This window comes from Pseudomonas sp. NPDC087598, assembly GCF_044743525.1.
In the GTDB taxonomy this organism is placed as follows: Bacteria; Pseudomonadota; Gammaproteobacteria; order Pseudomonadales; family Pseudomonadaceae; genus Aquipseudomonas.
On record NZ_JBIUWQ010000056.1, the window covers coordinates 1 to 17,164 of the forward strand.

Here is a 17,164-nt window from a genome sequence, read left to right on the forward strand (position 1 = left end):
TGAACTTGCAGATCGTGACGGCAGGTAAGAAGATCTAAAACCGTCCACCATGTCTCCGAACATGTGTCCACCATGTCTCCGGTACATACACTCCCGGAGGGAGAGGGGACTGACCGTGTTGAATGTGCAAGGTACGCCGACCTGAAATTCCTGAGCCGAACTCAGGACTTGAAGCTTCCCCAGTCTGCTCCCTTTCCCCCTCTACCCCTTGGGCTAGAGGGCTGGGGTGAGGGGGATGGATCTCAAACCGACCACAAAACCCAAGCCCGCCGCACAAACAAAAAAGCCCTGATCTCTCGACCAGGGCTTTTTCACATCAGCGCAAATTTACAGGCCGTTGGCCTTCTTGAACTCGCGACGACGACGGTGCAGCACCGGCTCGGTATAACCGTTCGGCTGCTGGGTGCCTTCGATCACCAGTTCGACCGCTGCCTGGAAGGCGATGTTGCTGTCGAAGTTCGGTGCCAGCGGACGGTACAGCGAGTCGTTGGCGTTCTGACGGTCCACTACCGGCGCCATGCGCTTGAGGCTTTCCATCACTTGCGCTTCGGTAACCACGCCATGACGCAACCAGTTGGCGATGTGCTGGCTGGAGATACGCAGCGTTGCACGGTCTTCCATCAGGCCGACATCATTGATGTCCGGCACTTTCGAACAACCCACGCCCTGGTCGATCCAGCGCACCACGTAACCGAGAATGCCCTGGGCGTTGTTGTCCAGTTCGTTCTTGATCTGCTCTGGCGTCCAGTTCGGGTTGACCGCCAGCGGGATGGTCAGAATGTCGTCCACCGACGCACGGGCACGTTTGGCCAGTTCGGCCTGACGGGCGAACACGTCGACCTTGTGGTAATGCAGCGCGTGCAGCGCCGCAGCGGTCGGCGATGGAACCCAGGCAGTGTTGGCGCCAGCCAATGGGTGAGCGATTTTCTGTTCGAGCATTGCCGCCATCAGGTCGGGCATGGCCCACATGCCTTTACCGATCTGTGCGCGACCTTGCAGGCCGGTGCTCAGACCGATATCGACGTTCCAGTTCTCGTAGGCGCCGATCCACTTTTCAGCCTTCATGTCGGCCTTGCGTACCATCGGGCCGGCTTCCATGGAGGTGTGAATTTCGTCGCCGGTGCGGTCGAGGAAACCGGTGTTGATGAACACCACGCGCTCGCTGGCAGCCTTGATGCAGGCCTTGAGGTTGACCGTGGTGCGGCGCTCCTCGTCCATGATCCCGACTTTCAGGGTGTTGCGTTTCAGGCCCAACACGTCTTCGATGCGGCCGAACAGCTCGTTGGTGAACGCCGCTTCTTCCGGGCCGTGCATCTTCGGTTTAACGATGTAGACGGAACCGGTGCGGGTGTTCTTGCGCGAGGTGTTGCCGTTGAGGTTGTGCATTGCTGCCAGGCAAGTCACCAGACCGTCAAGGATACCTTCCGGTACTTCGTTGCCGTCCTTGTCGAGAATGGCATCGATGGTCATCAGATGGCCAACGTTACGCACGAACAATAGCGAACGACCGTGCAGGGTCACTTCGCCGCCATTGGGCGTGGTGTAGCTGCGATCCGGGTTCATGGTGCGGGTGAAGGTCTGGCCGCCCTTGGACACGGATTCCGCCAGGTCGCCCTTCATCAGGCCGAGCCAGTTGCGGTAGATCACCACTTTGTCGTCGGCATCGACGGCGGCGACGGAGTCTTCGCAGTCCATGATGGTGGTCAGGGCCGCTTCCATCAGCACGTCTTTGACACCGGCGGCGTCGGTCTGGCCGACCGGGGTGCTGGCGTCGATCTGGATTTCGAAATGCAGACCGTTGTGCTTCAGCAGGATGGCGATTGGCGCGTTGGCATCGCCCTGGAAGCCGATCAGTTGAGCGTCGTCACGCAGGCCGCTGTTGCTGCCGCCCTTGAGGGTGACCAGCAGTTTGCCGTCAGCGATTTTGTAGCCGGTCGAATCGACGTGGGAGCCTGCGGCCAATGGCGCGGCTTCGTCGAGGAAGGCACGGGCGAAGGCGATGACTTTGTCGCCACGCACCTTGTTGTAGCCTTTGCCTTTTTCCGCGCCACCTTCTTCGCTGATCGCGTCGGTGCCGTAGAGGGCGTCGTACAGCGAACCCCAGCGGGCGTTCGAGGCATTGAGAGCGAAGCGGGCATTCATCACCGGCACAACGAGTTGCGGGCCGGCGGTACGGGCGATTTCATCATCGACGTTTTGCGTCGTTGCCTGGAAATCAGCCGCTTCTGGCAGCAGATAACCGATTTCTTGCAGGAAGGCTTTGTAGGCCACGGCGTCGTGCGCCTGGCCGGCGCGTTCCTGATGCCAGGCATCAATGCGAGCCTGGAAGTCATCGCGTTTGGCGAGTAGGGCTTTGTTCTTCGGTGCCAGGTCGTGAATGACCTTGTCGGCACCTTCCCAGAATTTGTCGGCGGTGAGGCCGGTACCGGGAATGGCTTCGTTGTTCACGAAGTCGAACAGGACTTTGGCGACCTGCAGGCCACCGACTTGAACGTGTTCAGTCATTGCTTGCCTCACTCTGCTCAGCTATTTCGCTTTTCAGCTCTTCAAATTGACAATGAAGCCTCTGGCCATTTAAACCACAAACCTGCCGACCAGTACATGCCATTGCTGGCGGCTGGGGTAGGACCAATCAACGGCTTAGGGCCTTGCTGACGGGGCTTTCAGGGTTGCGAACATGCCTTGGGCAGACATCGATCCAGCGTTATGTAGTGCGCGCCGAGGCATACTACATGATGAGTTGCGCTTGTGAAAATCAGACTAATAACGTCGTTCTGCGACCTCATGTCGCATTGCGGTCACATCGCGGAACGGGATGTTCTCAAAAAACCATTGGATTGTTCCAGCTAAATATCAAAAGTTGTACACATAAATACTATTCAGCTGCTATGGCCCATGACTTCTGCCACGAAGGGGCCTTGTGGTGAGGTTAATTGTGGCGAGGGGATTTATCTTCGTTGGGTGGCGAAGCCGCCCCCTGCGTTCTGGCAGGTAAACCGAATTGGCAGGATCTACGACTGCTGCGCAGCCGGACGGGGATAAATCCCCTCGCCACAGGTTTTTCCCAAATCAAATTCACAGGTGGGTGTTCACTTGGGGATGGCGGCCGAATTTCGGTGCTTGCCTATACTTGCTCTTCTATAACAAAAGTCATGACAAGAGGGCTGCGCCATGGACCATCTCGTACTCACCGTTTTCGCCCCGGACAAGCCCGGGCAGGTCGAGCGCATTGCCCAATGTATCGCCGAGCATGGCGGTAACTGGCTGGAAAGTCGGATGTCGCGGATGGCCGGGCAGTTCGCCGGGATTCTGCGGGTGGGCGTACCGGCAGAGGCTTACGACGAATTAGTCGATGCCTTACAAGCGCTGTCGACTCACGGCATTCGCGTGCTGATCGCTGAAAGCGGTATCGAGCAGTCCTGTACCTGGAAACCGATAGCCATGGAACTGGTGGGCAATGATCGTCCGGGGATCGTCCGCGATATCACCCGGCTGTTGAGCGAGCAGGGTGTGAACCTCGAACGGCTGGTGACGGAGGTGCGGCCGGCGCCGATGAGCAGTGAACCGTTGTTCCACGCCGAAGCAATTCTCGCCGTGCCGCTGACCTTGTCGCTGGACGTGTTGCAGTCGCGCCTGGAAACCCTGGCCGATGATCTGATGGTCGAATTGGTGTTACGCACCGACGTTTAAGGCCTCGCGGGTTATCCAGTTTTAACGTGCACCTGCCTGTGGATAACCTGTAGAGACCGCGCTCCAGGCCACGTCGACCGTGGCCTTGCGTGAGTTGATCAAAAAACCGCCAGCATTCAACAACTTGCGCACAAACGCCGGGGATCACGCTGTGGATAACCTTGGGAAGGAACGATGCAGGCCACGAGAACCGTGGCCTGCGGAGGTTTGTATGTTTTTTGATCAGGCGCGGCGGCGCAAACTTATCCACGCGTCGACGCTGTAAACCGCCAGACCGGCCCAAATGAACATAAACGCGACCAGCGTGCTCGACGACAAGTGCTCACCAAACAGCAGTACTGCCTGCAACAGCACCAGAGTTGGCGCGAGGTATTGCAGGAAGCCGATAGTGGTGTAGGGCAAGTGTCGGGTGGCGGCGTTGAAGCACACCAGCGGCACCAGCGTCACCGGGCCGGCCGCCACCAGCCACCAGGCTTGCGATGTGGTCCAGAACTCCGGTTGAGCGCTGGTCGCGGTCTGATTGAACAGCAACCACGCGATAGCGATCGGCACCAGCATCCAGGTTTCCACCACCAGCCCCGGCAAGGCCTTGACCGGTGCCTGCTTGCGGATCAGCCCGTAGAAACCGAAGGTCAGCGCCAGCACCAGCGATACCCACGGCAAGCTGCCGACCTGCCACACCTGTTGCGCTACGCCCACGGCTGCCAGACCGACCGCGACCCACTGCATCCGGCGCAGACGCTCGCCAAGAATCAACATCCCCAGCAGCACATTCACCAGTGGGTTGATGTAGTAACCGAGGCTCGCTTCGAGCATGCGCCCGTTGTTCACCGACCACACATAAGTCAGCCAGTTGGCGGCGATCAGCGTGCCGCTCAAGGCCAGAATCGCCAGACGCTTGGGGTTATCCAGCAGTTCGCGCAGCCATCCCGGGTGTTTCCACACCATCAACAGCAGGGCGCCAAACAGCGCCGACCACAACACCCGATGGATGATGATCTCGACTGCCGGCACTTCGGCGATGGCTTTGAAGTAGATCGGGAACAGGCCCCAGATGATGTAGGCACTCAGGCCCAGAATGTACCCGCGACGCGGGTTGGCGGCTTGCATGCAGAATCCTTGCTTAGGCAGCTAACAAAAGAAGGGATTGTAAGGAGATTTGTCGATGAATGCCGCAGCGCAGTGGTCGGGAAATTGTGAACAGAGGAAAAATGTGGGAGCGAGCCTGCTCGCGAAGGCGTCTTGTCAGTCGACATCGATGTTGAATGTCAGTCCGTATTCGCGAGCAGGCTCGCTCCCACAATGATGTTGGTGAGTCAGAAGAGTTTCAGCGGTTCTTCGTTGAGCGCTGAAAGCTGCTCACGCAACGCGAGCACCTGATCGCCCCAATAACGTTCGGTGCCGAACCACGGAAAGCTGTGCGGAAACGCCGGATCATCCCAGCGCCGCGCCAGCCAGGCGCTGTAGTGCATCAGGCGCAATGCGCGCAGCGGCTCGATCAACGCCAGTTCACGGGGATCGAAGTCGTGGAATTCGTTGTAGCCGTCCATCAACTCTGACAGTTGCCCCAGGCATTCCTGGCGATCACCGGCGAGCATCATCCAGATGTCCTGCACTGCCGGGCCCATGCGGCAGTCGTCGAGGTCGACGATGTGAAACATCTCGTCGCGGCACATCATGTTGCCGGGGTGGCAATCGCCGTGCATGCGGATGTTCTGGTGCGGCGTGTTGGCGTAGGCATCTTCGACACGTTTGAGCAGGTCGCGGGCGACGGACTCATAGGCCGGCAGCAGGCTTTTCGGAATGAAATTGCCTTCGAGCAATGTAGCCAGCGAGGCATGGCCGAAGTTCTGCACGGCGAGCGCTTCACGGTGTTCGAACGGCTTGGTCGCGCCGACCGCATGAATACGGCCGAGCAACTGCCCGAGGCGATACAGCTGATCAAGATTGCCCGGCTCCGGTGCGCGGCCACCACGACGGGGAAACAGGGTGAAACGGAAACCGGCGTGTTCGTGCAGGGTTTCGCCGTTGTGGATCAGCGGCGCGACTACGGGGATTTCGACGTCGGCCAGTTCGAAGGTGAACTTGTGCTCTTCGAGGATGGCTTCGTTGGTCCAGCGCTGCGGACGGTAGAACTTGGCGATCAGCGGTTCGGAGTCTTCGATGCCGACTTGATAAACGCGGTTTTCGTAGCTGTTGAGCGCCAGAATGCGCGCATCGCTCAGGAACCCGATGCTTTCAACGGCATCAAGGACGAGGTCGGGTGTGAGGGTTTCAAACGGGTGGGCCATGCTGACTCCTGCGCGCAGCAGGCTGCCGCGTCCGGCCCAGCATGGTAGCGCAGATGGCAGCGGGGGAGGTGGTTGTGTCTGATCGGGCCTATTCGCGAGCAGGCTCGCTCCCACATTTGGGATGCGATCCCCTGTGGGAGCGAGCCTGCTCGCGAAGACGGTTTATCAGGCGCCGACGATCCCGCCATCCTCACGGGTAATCGCCATCACCGAGGAGCGCGGTTTGCCATTCGGCAAATGCTCGGGGAAGGTCGATCCACCGTTCTCACCCGGATGCTGAATCCCGACAAACAGGGTTTTCTGATCCGGCGAAAAGCTGATCCCCGTCACCTCACAACCAATCGGCCCGACCATGAAACGGCGAATCTCACCGGTCTTGGGGTCAGCGCACAACATCTGGTTATTGCCCATCCCGGCGAAGTCCCCAGCATTGCTCGAATCGCCGTCGGTGAGAATCCACAAGCGTCCGGCCTTGTCGAAACCCAGCCCATCCGGGCTATTGAACATGTTCTGCGGGGTGATGTTGGACGAGCCACCTTTTGGCGTGCCGGCGTGCACGCTTGGGTTGCCGGCAACCACGAACAAGTCCCAGGCAAACGTCTTCGACGCGTGATCGTCGCGGTCGGTGCGCCAGCGCAGAATCTGCCCGTAGACGTTCTTCTCACGCGGGTTCGGGCCGCCCACCGGTTGACCGTCTTCGCCACGCTTGGCGTTGTTGGTCAGGGTGCAATAAACCTGGCCGTCCTTCGGGCTGACCACGATCCATTCCGGGCGGTCCATGCGCGTGGCGCCGACGACGCTGGCGGCGAGGCGCGCGTGGATCAGCACTTCGGCCTGATCGGCGAAACCGCTGCTGGCGTCGATGCCGTTCTTGCCGTGGGTCAGCTCAATCCATTGGCCCTGGCCTTTCGGGTGATCGGGATTGCTGTCGCCGTTGTCGAACTTCGCCACGTACAGCGTGCCGTGATCGAGGATGTCGCGGTTGGCCTTGGCATTACGATGGTTGATGCGGTCGCGGCTGACGAATTTGTAGATGAATTCGCCACGCTCGTCATCGCCCATGTACACCACGGCGCGGCCATCGTCGGTCTCGGCCAGGGCGGCGTTTTCATGTTTGAAGCGGCCCAGCGCCGTGCGTTTGACCGGGGTCGATTGCGGATCAAACGGGTCGATTTCGACCACCCAGCCGTGACGGTTGAGTTCGTTGGGGTTCTTCGCCATGTCGAAGCGCGGGTCGTGCGGGTGCCAGTTGATTTCGCGGCTGGCGGCGGATACGCCGTAGCGCTTTTGCGCCGGGTCGAACTGCTGCTGGGCGTTGCTGCTGCCGAAGCAATCAGTGAAGTTCTCTTCGCAGGTCAGGTAAGTGCCCCACGGGGTTTTACCGTTGGCGCAATTCTGGAAGGTGCCGAGGACTTTCTTGCCGTGCTTGTCGGCAGCAGTTTTCATCAGGTCGTGGCCGGCTGCCGGGCCGCCAATGCGCAACGGCGAGTTGCCGTGGATGCGACGGTTGTAGCGCGAACCCTGAACGAACTGCCATTGGCCGTTCTTGCGTTGCACCTCGATCACCGATACGCCTTCGCAGGCCAGCGCCTTGCGCACGTCTTCGGCCGATTGCGGCATGCCGCCGTGCGGGTAGAGGTAGCGGTAGTTGGTGTATTCGTTGTTGATCGCCATCAACGCGCGATTTCGATCGTCCGGGAATTCGAACAGGCTCATGCCGTCGTTGTTGTCGCCGAACTGCACTTCCTGTGCGGCGGCGGTGCCATTGCCACTCGGGTCGAAGGCCGGGCCGTTCTTTTGCAGCGGCTGGCCCCAACTGATCAACACCGAAGACTTGTAGCCTTTGGGCAGCGTGATGACGTCGGTGGTCGCGGCGGCAATGCTCTCGAAACCGAGCAGGCGGCTGTTGCCGGCACTGACGCCGGCAGCGAGTGCGCTGCGGCTCAACAGGCTGCCGCCGAGGAACATGGCGGCGCCGCACAACGCGCCGGCGCCGATGAAACCGCGACGGCTGAGGCCGACCATTTTTTCCAGATCAGTGGATTGGTTTTCTTCTAATAGGCTCACATCAGGCTCCCTGCTTGGTTTTGGCAGACACCTTAATGAGCGTCGATGACGCTTTCGTTGCAGGGCTTGATTAGAGCGGCGTACCGATCAGCACGTTGGACGGCGAAAACTGCACCTGTACCGATTGCCCTACGGTTAATCCGCGAGTGCGCAAGTCCAGCGGTTCGGCCAGCGCGCAGAGGGTGTGGCCGTTTGGCAAAGAAACACGTACTTCGCTGGGGCCGTCTTCGGCGTCGAGAATGGCTTCGAGGGTGCCTTTAAGAAGATTGTGTCCAGACGTTGCAGGCTGATCGCTGGCGAGCAATTCGAGCCAGCCGGCCTTGATCAGCGCGACCACTTCGGTGCCGGTTTGCAGTTCCAGATGCACGGTGCTGTCGTGGGTAATTTGCGCATCGAGGCACAGGCCTTCGGCCAGCTCCAGACGGATCAGGTCATTGCGGCCATGACTTTCGATCGCCACGACCTTGCCGTGCAACTGGTTACGCGCACTGGTGCGCAGCATCAGGCGCCCGAGCAAATCCAGATCGCTGGCATCTTCCGCCGCTTCGAGTACCTGCGCTTGCAAGGCTTGCAGCTTTTGATAAAGACGCAGCACGCGTTCGCCCTCATCCGACAACTTCGCGCCACCGCCACCCTTGCCCCCGACCGCACGTTCGACCAGCGGTTTCTGCGCCAGGTTGTTCAGCTCATCGATCGCATCCCAGGCCGCTTTGTAACTCAGGCCGGCACTTTTCGCGGCGCGGGTGATCGAGCCCTGTTCGGCGATGTGCTGCAGCAGGGCAATGCGCTGCGGACGGCGGACGATGTGCTGGGACAACAGAGAAGGCATGGACATGGATGGGTGCTTTTGTGCTGTGGCGGTGGGAAGTGAAGTTGGCCGCTTGCGACGCGAGAGTCAAGTCGAGCGGAGAGCCCTTGTAGGAGTGAGCCTGCTCGCGATGGCGTTGTCATTGCCAATATCTATGCTGACCTTTCCACCGCTATCGCGAGCAGGCTCACTCCTACAGGGGGATTGTGTTTGGCTTCAGGTTCCGGGTTTTGGCGTGCGGGCCAGGCAATAGACATCGACCCGCGCCGCGCCAGCCTCCATCAACAGTCGGGCCAGCGCCTGAGCAGTTGCGCCAGTGGTCAGCACATCATCGACCAACGCCAGATGCCGCCCCTGCACTGCGGCGTCAGGCACCAGAGCGAATGCCTGGCGCAGATTGCGTTTACGCGCTTTGGCGTCGAGATCCTGCTGGGCGTCGGTGTCCTTGATTCGGCGCAGAACCGTTTCCTCACACGGCAGATCCAGCGATGTGCTTAACCACCGCGCCAACATCGCCGCTTGATTAAAACCACGTTGACGCAGGCGTTGGCTCGCCAGCGGCACCGGCAACAAAGCGTCTGGACGTGGCAAACCCTCATCGAAGCGATGGTGCAGGTATTGTCCGAGAACGTCGGCGAGCAGGTGGCCAAACGGCCATTTCGCGTTGTGTTTAAAACGCGTAATCAGACTGTCCAGCGGGAAGCCGTAAAGCCAAGGTGCGACAACCCGTTCGAACGTCGGCGGCTCTAGCAGGCATTCGCCGCAGGTCAGGCCGGCGCTGGACAGCGGCAAGGCGCAGGTCTGGCAGTGCTCGCCGAGCCAGGGCAGCTCGATTTCGCAGGCGACGCAGATTGGCATTTCCGCTTCTGCGGGCTCATCGCACAACAAGCAGGTCTGTACGTTTTTTAAACAGATGTAAACCTGTCCTTCGTGTCGTGGTTGACAGCGCATGACTCTTCCTTAAATATGCCGAACATCCGTGTCGCGCCTGTGGGTATTCCGTTTCCCCGGCGCCAGCCAAGCATAACCAAGGAACTACCCATGAGCGCGAGCACCACTGCCACCCTGCGTCACGACTGGTCACTGGCCGAAGTCAAAGCACTTTTCGTACAGCCATTCAACGACTTGCTGTTCCAGGCGCAAACGGTGCATCGCGCGCACTTCGACGCCAACCGCGTTCAGGTGTCGACCCTGCTGTCGATCAAGACCGGCGCCTGCCCGGAAGACTGCAAATACTGCCCGCAGTCCGGTCACTACAACACCGGCCTGGAAAAAGAAAAGTTGATGGAAGTGCAGAAAGTCCTCGAAGAGGCCGCTCGTGCCAAAGCCATCGGTTCGACCCGTTTCTGCATGGGCGCCGCGTGGAAGCATCCGTCGGCGAAAGACATGCCGTACGTGCTGAAAATGGTCGAGGGTGTGAAAGCCCTGGGCCTGGAAACCTGCATGACCCTCGGTCGTCTCGATCAGGAGCAGACCGAAGCGCTGGCCAAGGCCGGCCTCGATTACTACAACCACAACCTCGACACGTCGCCGGAGTTCTACGGCAGCATCATCACCACCCGGACTTACAGCGAGCGCCTGCAGACGCTGGCTTACGTGCGCGAGTCGGGGATGAAGATCTGCTCCGGCGGCATTCTCGGCATGGGCGAGTCGCTGGACGACCGCGCCAATCTGCTGATCCAGTTGGCTAACCTGCCGGAACACCCGGAGTCGGTGCCGATCAACATGCTGGTGAAAGTCGCCGGTACGCCGCTGGAAAACGCTGAAGACATCGACCCGTTCGATTTCATCCGCATGCTCGCCGTGGCGCGCATCCTCATGCCGCAATCCCATGTGCGCCTGTCCGCCGGCCGCGAAGCGATGAACGAGCAGATGCAGGCATTGGCGTTCTTTGCCGGGGCCAACTCGATTTTCTACGGCGACAAGTTGCTGACCACCGCCAACCCGCAGGCGGACAAGGACATGCAATTGTTCGCGCGTCTGGGCATTCAACCGGAAGCCCGCGAAGAGCATGCCGATGAAGTGCACCAGGCTGCGATCGAACAAGCGCTGGTGGAGCAGAAGAGCAGCGAGCAGTTCTATAACGCTGCGGTGTAAAAATCTCTACGGATTCCTTTGAAGGAATGCAAAACCCCTGTAGGAGCGAGCCTGCTCGCGAAAGCGGTGCCTCAGTCGACATTGATGTTGGATGTAAAGGCCTCTTCGCGAGCAGGCTCGCTCCCACAGGGACCTGTGTCACTTGAAAGTCGAGGCCTGCATGTCTTTCGATCTCGCCGCACGCCTTGCTGCCCGTCGTGCCGAAAACCTCTACCGCCAGCGCCCGTTGCTTGAAAGCCCGCAAGGGCCCGAAGTGGTGGTCGACGGCCAACCGTTGCTGGCGTTCTGCAACAACGACTATCTGGGTCTGGCCAATCACCCGCAAGTGATCGAAGCCTGGCGTGCCGGTGCCGAACGCTGGGGCGTCGGCGGTGGCGCTTCGCATCTGGTGATCGGCCACAGTAGCCCGCATCACGCTCTGGAAGAAGCGCTGGCCGATCTCACTGGGCGCCCGCGTGCGCTGCTGTTTACCACTGGCTACATGGCAAATCTCGGTGCGGTCACGGCGCTGGTCGGGCAGGGCGATACAGTGCTGGAAGACCGCCTCAATCACGCTTCGCTGCTGGATGCCGGCTTGTTGTCCGGCGCGCGATTCAATCGCTATCTGCATAACGATGCGGTGAGTCTGGCCAAGCGTCTGGAGAAAGCCACCGGCAATACGCTGGTGGTCACCGATGGCGTGTTCAGCATGGACGGCGACCTTGCCGATCTGCCGGCGCTGGCCCGTGAGGCCAAGGCCAAAGGCGCGTGGCTGATGGTCGACGATGCCCATGGTTTCGGCCCACTGGGCGCCAATGGCGGTGGCATCGTCGAGCATTTCGGCTTGAGCCAAGAGGATGTGCCGGTATTGGTCGGCACGCTGGGTAAGGCGTTCGGCACGGCAGGCGCGTTTGTCGCCGGCAGTGAAGAGCTGATCGAAAGCCTGATCCAGTTCGCCCGCCCGTACATCTACACCACCAGCCAACCACCGGCGCTGGCCTGCGCGACACTGAAAAGTCTGGAATTGCTGCGCAGCGAGCACTGGCGTCGCGAGCATTTGCAGACGCTGATCCGCCAGTTCCGCCATGGCGCCGAGCAGATTGGCCTGGAGCTGATGGACAGCTTCACGCCGATCCAGCCGATCATGATCGGCGATGCCGGGCGCGCTGTACGCCTCTCGCAGATGCTGCGTGAACGCGGGCTGATGGTTACGGCGATTCGCCCGCCAACCGTGCCCGCCGGGAGTGCGCGCCTGCGCGTGACCCTGACCGCCGCCCACAGTGAGGCGCAGGTGCAGCTATTGTTAGAGGGACTGGCCGATTGCTTTGCCCAACTGTCGTCGGAGCCAAGCCATGCGTAATCGCCTCATCTTGCTGCCCGGCTGGGGCCTCGGCGTTTCGCCGATGGAACCCTTGGCCGCTGCATTGCAAGGGCTCGACGAGCACTTGAACGTCGATATCGAGCCATTGCCGGAGCTGGACTCCAGCGACGTGCAGGACTGGCTCGATGTGCTTGATGAGCGCATTCCCCAAGACGTCTGGCTCGCAGGCTGGTCGCTCGGCGGCATGCTCGCGTCCGAACTGGCGGCGCGCCGTGGTGAACGTTGCTGCGGTTTGCTGACGCTGGCGAGTAATCCGTCCTTCGTCGCCCACGAGCAATGGCCGAGTGCGATGCCCGGCGAAACGTTCGATGGCTTTCTCGCCGGTTGCAATGCCGATCCGCGGCTGACCCTCAAGCGATTTTCCCTGCTGTGTGCCCAAGGCGCCGAAGACCCGCGCGGATTGTCGCGACTGCTGCTTGGCGCTGCGCCAAGCGTTGCGCCGGCCGCGTTGATGGCCGGGCTGGAATTGCTCGCGCAACTGGACACTCGTGAAGCCTTGCAGGCGTTTCGCGGCCCGCAGTTACATCTGTTCGCCGGGCAGGACAGCCTGGTGCCAGCGGAGGCAGCGGGTGAATTGTTTGCCCTGTTGCCGGATATCGAAATTGGTCTGATCGAACAGGCCAGTCATGCGTTTCTTCTGGAGGACCCCCATGGAGTGGCGGGTGCGATCCAGGCCTTTCTACATGAGTGCGGTGATGACTGATTTGTCCCTTGTTGCGCTGCCCGGCGGCTTGCCTGACAAGCGCCAGGTGGCGGCCTCTTTCTCCCGTGCGGCGGCCAGTTACGACAGCGTCGCCGAGTTGCAACGCGATGTTGGTACACAGTTGCTGCGGCGCTTGCCGACGGATTTTTCGCCATCGCGATGGATGGATCTGGGGTGCGGCACCGGCTATTTCACCCGCGCGTTGGCCGAGCGCTTTGTCGGGCGGCAGGGGCTGGCGCTGGATATCGCCGAAGGCATGCTTGAACACGCCCGTCCGTTGGGAGGGGCCGAATATTTCATCGCCGGAGATGCGGAGCGTCTGCCATTGCAGGACGGCACCTGCGACTTGATCTTCTCCAGCCTGGCGGTGCAGTGGTGTGCGCAGTTTGATTCGGTGCTCAGTGAGGCGTTTCGCGTACTGAAACCGGGGGGGATTTTCGCGTTTGCTAGTCTTTGTGTAGGAACGTTGTATGAATTGCGTGATAGCTGGCGTCAGGTCGATGGCCTGGTGCACGTCAACCGTTTCCGCGAGTTCGCCCGCTATGAACAGTTGTGCGCGGCCAGTGGCTTGCGCACGGTGAGTCTGGAGAATCAGGCGCATGTGCTGCATTACCCGGATGTGCGCAGTTTGACTCATGAGCTGAAAGCGCTGGGTGCGCACAATCTGAACCCCGGGCGGCCGGGCGGATTGACCGGGCGGGCACGGATTCTTGGTCTGGTCGAGGCTTACGAGCAGTTCCGCGAGGCGTCGGGTTTGCCGGCGACTTATCAGGTGGTCTACGCCGTGTTGGAGAAACCTTTATGAGCGCCGCCTATTTCATCACTGGAACTGACACCGATGTAGGCAAGACCACGGTTGCCGCTGGATTGCTGCATGCGGCGCGCTCGGCGGGGTTGAGCACGGCGGCGGGCAAGCCTGTGGCTTCCGGTTGTGAGGTGACGACCAAGGGTTTGCGCAACGCCGATGCGCTGGCGCTGATGGCCGAATGTTCGTTGCCGTTGAGTTATCAACAGGTCAATCCCGTGGCCTTCGAACCGGCGATTGCGCCGCATCTGGCAGCACGCGAAGCCGGTGTCGCGCTGACGGTGCAATCGTTGCTGGCACCGATGCGCGAGATTCTGGCGATGAATGCCGATTTCACCCTGATCGAAGGCGCGGGTGGCTGGCGGGTGCCGTTGGCGGATCAGGACAATCTGTCGGATCTGGCCATCGCCCTGAAGCTGCCGGTGATTCTGGTGGTGGGTGTGCGGCTGGGGTGTATCAGTCATGCCTTGCTGACGGCTGAGGCGATTGCGCGTGATGGCCTGCAACTGGCGGGATGGGTGGCCAACATCATCGATCCGAAAACGTCGCGACTGGAAGAGAATCTGGCGACGCTGGCCGAACGGATTCCCGCGCCGTGCCTGGGTCGAGTGCCGAAACTCAAAGCGTTGAGCGCCGAGGCGGTTGCCGAGCATTTGCAACTGGATCTGCTTGACTAGTGTTTACCCATGAAGGCTGCCTATGGGCAGGCACTGTGCCATTAGTGTTTTTGACGGGTGTTTTTCTGACGCCTCTGGTTCAATGGCACACATTGATCCTTCCCAAGGATGAGAACTCCCATGGAAATCTCCGGTAACACAGCTTTTTATGCCGGTTTGAGCACCATTCAGACCGGGCAGAACCGTGTCGATCAGGCGGCTAGCCAGATCGCCAACAACACTATTGAGCGCTCGGTTACCAGTCAGTCTTCCGAGGCTCAGGTCGATCGTCTGCGCGGCGTCGATCGCAGCCAGCAAATGGATCCGGGCAGCGATATGGTCCAGATGGCTCAAGGCAAATTTCAAGTGGAGCTGGGGGCGAAAGTCGCCAAGGCCTCCGACGAAATGCTCGGGACGATCATCGACACGTTTGCCTGATCTTTCTCGCTTTGTGCATTCCGAACGCCGCGCCTTGTCGCGGCGTTTTTCGTTGTAAGTCCTTCTTCCTCAACTAATCTTTTTTCATCGCCCGTGGCTCGTTCGAGCACACGGCAGTTTGCTGTGTCCGGCGTTTGAAAATTGTGAAGACGAACGGCAAAAGATCGACGCTTGACAAGATTTCGGCGTAAACGTATGTTTCAAACAACTGTTTGACCGTCACAACAAATCAACACGGTCGTTCATTCCCGGTTACATCAGCAGAGGTTTATCGCTATGCCTGACTACAAGGCCCCCTTGCGTGATATTCGCTTCGTTCGTGACGAGCTGCTCGGCTACGAAGCGCACTATCAGAGCCTTCCGGCTTGCGCAGACGCAACTCCGGACATGGTTGACGCCATTCTCGAAGAAGGCGCCAAGTTTTGTGAGCAGGTACTGGCACCGCTGAACCGCGTGGGCGACCTCGAAGGTTGCACCTGGAGCGAGTCCGGCGTGAAAACCCCGACTGGCTTCAAAGAGGCTTACAAGCAATTCGTTGAAGGCGGTTGGCCGAGCCTGGCGCACGACGTCGAGCACGGTGGTCAGGGCCTGCCTGAGTCGCTGGGTCTGGCCGTCAGCGAAATGGTTGGCGAAGCCAACTGGTCGTGGGGCATGTACCCAGGCCTGTCGCACGGCGCTATGAACACCATCTCCGAGCACGGCACTCCAGAGCAGCAAGAAGCCTATCTGACCAAACTGGTTTCCGGCGAATGGACCGGCACCATGTGCCTGACCGAACCGCACTGCGGTACCGACCTGGGCATGCTGCGCACCAAGGCCGAACCTCAGGCCGACGGTTCCTACAAAGTTTCCGGCACCAAGATCTTCATCTCGGCCGGTGAACACGACATGGCCGACAACATCGTCCACATCGTCCTGGCCCGCCTGCCGGATGCACCGGCCGGTACCAAAGGCATCTCGCTGTTCATCGTTCCAAAGTTCATGCCGAATGCCGATGGCACCGTCGGTGCACGCAACGCTGTGACCTGTGGTTCGCTGGAACACAAGATGGGCATCCACGGCAACGCCACTTGCGTGATGAACTTCGACGGCGCTACCGGTTTCCTGATCGGCCCGGCGAACAAAGGCCTGAACTGCATGTTCACCTTCATGAACACCGCACGTCTGGGCACCGCGCTGCAAGGTCTGGCCCACGCCGAAATCGGCTTCCAGGGTGGCCTGAAGTACGCTCGCGACCGTCTGCAAATGCGTTCCCTGACTGGCCCGAAAGCGCCGGACAAGGCTGCTGACCCGATCATCGTCCACCCAGACGTACGCCGCATGTTGTTGACCATGAAGGCATTCGCCGAAGGCAACCGTGCGATGGTGTACTTCACCGCCAAACAAGTCGACATCGTCAAGTACGGCGTGGACGAAGAAGAGAAGAAGAAAGCCGACGCACTGCTGGCTTTCATGACTCCAATCGCCAAAGCGTTCATGACTGAAGTCGGTTTCGAATCCGCCAACCACGGCGTGCAGATCTACGGCGGCCACGGCTTCATCGCCGCGTGGGGCATGGAGCGGAACGTTCGCGCCAGCCGCATTTCGATGCTGTACGTCGGCCCCACCGGTATCCAGGCACTCGACCTGCTGGGCCGTAAAGTGCTGATGACCCAAGGCGAGGCTCTGAAAGGCTTCACCAAGATCGTCCACAAGTTCTGCCAGAACAACGAAGGCAACGAAGCCGTCAAAGAGTTCGTTGCACCGCTGGCTGCAATCAACAAGGAATGGGGCGAGCTGACCATGAAGGTCGGTATGGCCGCCATGAAAGATCGCGAAGAAGTCGGCGCGGCTTCCGTGGACTACCTGATGTACTCCGGTTATGCCTGCCTGGCTTACTTCTGGGCCGACATGGCACGTCTGGCAGCCGAGAAGCTGGCAGAAGGCACTGGCGACGCAGCTTTCTACACCGCCAAGCTGCAAACCGCGCGCTTCTACTTCCAGCGCATCCTGCCGCGTACCCGTACTCACGTGGCCACCATGCTGTCGGGCGCCAACAACTTGATGGACATGAAAGAAGAAGACTTCGCACTGGGCTACTAAGCCTTAACGCGGTCTTGTGAAAAACCGCTGCTTCCCTGGGGAGCAGCGGTTTTTTTGTGGCCGATTTTTTTGCATTTCGAGGGGAAATTCCGGTCCTGGCCATCAGGCATAGTGGCCATTAACAAAGATTCATCCGTACGAAGGCAAAAAACATCGTTCGATGGCTC

The 17,164-nt window shown here is 60.0% G+C and carries 14 protein-coding genes; 8 read left to right on the plus strand and 6 right to left on the minus strand.

The annotated features are described in order from the left end of the window. Positions 1 to 327: 327 nt before the first annotated feature. On the minus strand, positions 328 to 2,505 hold the full coding sequence (locus ACIOWE_RS23975; RefSeq protein WP_401396613.1) for a malate synthase G: 2,178 nt from the start codon (positions 2,503 to 2,505) through the stop codon (positions 328 to 330). A gap of 666 nt (positions 2,506 to 3,171) precedes the next feature. On the opposite strand from ACIOWE_RS23975, the gene ACIOWE_RS23980 reads away from it, so the two are divergent. After that, positions 3,172 to 3,690 carry a glycine cleavage system protein R gene (locus ACIOWE_RS23980; protein WP_034155036.1) on the plus strand — a complete coding sequence of 173 codons (519 nt, stop codon included), beginning with the start codon at positions 3,172 to 3,174 and terminating at the stop codon, positions 3,688 to 3,690. Between the two features lie 222 nt (positions 3,691 to 3,912). On the opposite strand, the gene rarD is transcribed toward ACIOWE_RS23980, so the two are convergent. The 5 genes from rarD to ACIOWE_RS24005 all read right to left on the minus strand — a co-directional run bounded on the left by rarD (position 3,913) and on the right by ACIOWE_RS24005 (position 9,807). Continuing rightward, positions 3,913 to 4,800 carry an EamA family transporter RarD gene (rarD, locus tag ACIOWE_RS23985; protein WP_201236542.1) on the minus strand — a complete coding sequence of 296 codons (888 nt, stop codon included), beginning with the start codon at positions 4,798 to 4,800 and terminating at the stop codon, positions 3,913 to 3,915. A gap of 206 nt (positions 4,801 to 5,006) precedes the next feature. Next, positions 5,007 to 5,981 (minus strand): serine/threonine protein kinase, encoded by a 975-nt coding sequence (locus ACIOWE_RS23990; protein ID WP_401396616.1) that lies wholly within the window; start codon positions 5,979 to 5,981, stop codon positions 5,007 to 5,009. Positions 5,982 to 6,146: 165 nt separating this feature from the next. Beyond that, entirely contained in the window at positions 6,147 to 8,048 is a 1,902-nt protein-coding gene (locus ACIOWE_RS23995; protein WP_401396619.1) for a PhoX family protein, read from the minus strand. A gap of 70 nt (positions 8,049 to 8,118) precedes the next feature. Continuing rightward, positions 8,119 to 8,883 (minus strand): TOBE domain-containing protein, encoded by a 765-nt coding sequence (locus ACIOWE_RS24000; RefSeq protein WP_401396622.1) that lies wholly within the window; start codon positions 8,881 to 8,883, stop codon positions 8,119 to 8,121. Between the two features lie 189 nt (positions 8,884 to 9,072). Next, positions 9,073 to 9,807: a ComF family protein gene (locus tag ACIOWE_RS24005; RefSeq protein WP_401396625.1), complete on the minus strand. Its 735-nt coding sequence runs from the start codon at positions 9,805 to 9,807 to the stop codon at positions 9,073 to 9,075. A gap of 90 nt (positions 9,808 to 9,897) precedes the next feature. Between ACIOWE_RS24005 and bioB the strand changes: the two genes are divergently transcribed. The 7 genes from bioB (at position 9,898) to ACIOWE_RS24040 (ending at position 16,997) form a co-directional block, all read left to right on the plus strand. Continuing rightward, positions 9,898 to 10,953 carry a biotin synthase BioB gene (gene bioB / locus ACIOWE_RS24010; RefSeq protein ID WP_401396628.1) on the plus strand — a complete coding sequence of 352 codons (1,056 nt, stop codon included), beginning with the start codon at positions 9,898 to 9,900 and terminating at the stop codon, positions 10,951 to 10,953. Between the two features lie 160 nt (positions 10,954 to 11,113). Further along, complete coding sequence (bioF, locus tag ACIOWE_RS24015) at positions 11,114 to 12,292, plus strand: 8-amino-7-oxononanoate synthase (RefSeq protein WP_401396631.1); 1,179 nt, start codon at positions 11,114 to 11,116, stop codon at positions 12,290 to 12,292. Beyond that, positions 12,285 to 13,016, plus strand: coding sequence for an alpha/beta fold hydrolase (locus ACIOWE_RS24020; RefSeq protein WP_401396634.1), 732 nt, complete (start codon positions 12,285 to 12,287; stop codon positions 13,014 to 13,016). Before bioF ends, ACIOWE_RS24020 begins: the two co-directional genes overlap by 8 nt. Further along, complete coding sequence (bioC, locus tag ACIOWE_RS24025; protein WP_401396637.1) at positions 13,009 to 13,821, plus strand: malonyl-ACP O-methyltransferase BioC; 813 nt, start codon at positions 13,009 to 13,011, stop codon at positions 13,819 to 13,821. The genes ACIOWE_RS24020 and bioC overlap by 8 nt, the downstream gene beginning before the upstream one ends. Beyond that, the gene (gene bioD, locus ACIOWE_RS24030; protein ID WP_201236550.1) at positions 13,818 to 14,498 is read left to right on the plus strand and encodes a dethiobiotin synthase; all 681 of its coding nucleotides are present in this window, start codon (positions 13,818 to 13,820) and stop codon (positions 14,496 to 14,498) included. Before bioC ends, bioD begins: the two co-directional genes overlap by 4 nt. Positions 14,499 to 14,618: 120 nt before the next feature. Continuing rightward, on the plus strand, positions 14,619 to 14,915 hold the full coding sequence (locus ACIOWE_RS24035) for a pyrroloquinoline quinone biosynthesis protein PqqE (protein ID WP_401396641.1): 297 nt from the start codon (positions 14,619 to 14,621) through the stop codon (positions 14,913 to 14,915). Between the two features lie 276 nt (positions 14,916 to 15,191). Beyond that, positions 15,192 to 16,997: a phenylacyl-CoA dehydrogenase gene (locus ACIOWE_RS24040; RefSeq protein ID WP_401396644.1), complete on the plus strand. Its 1,806-nt coding sequence runs from the start codon at positions 15,192 to 15,194 to the stop codon at positions 16,995 to 16,997. The last annotated feature ends 167 nt before the right edge of the window (positions 16,998 to 17,164 follow it).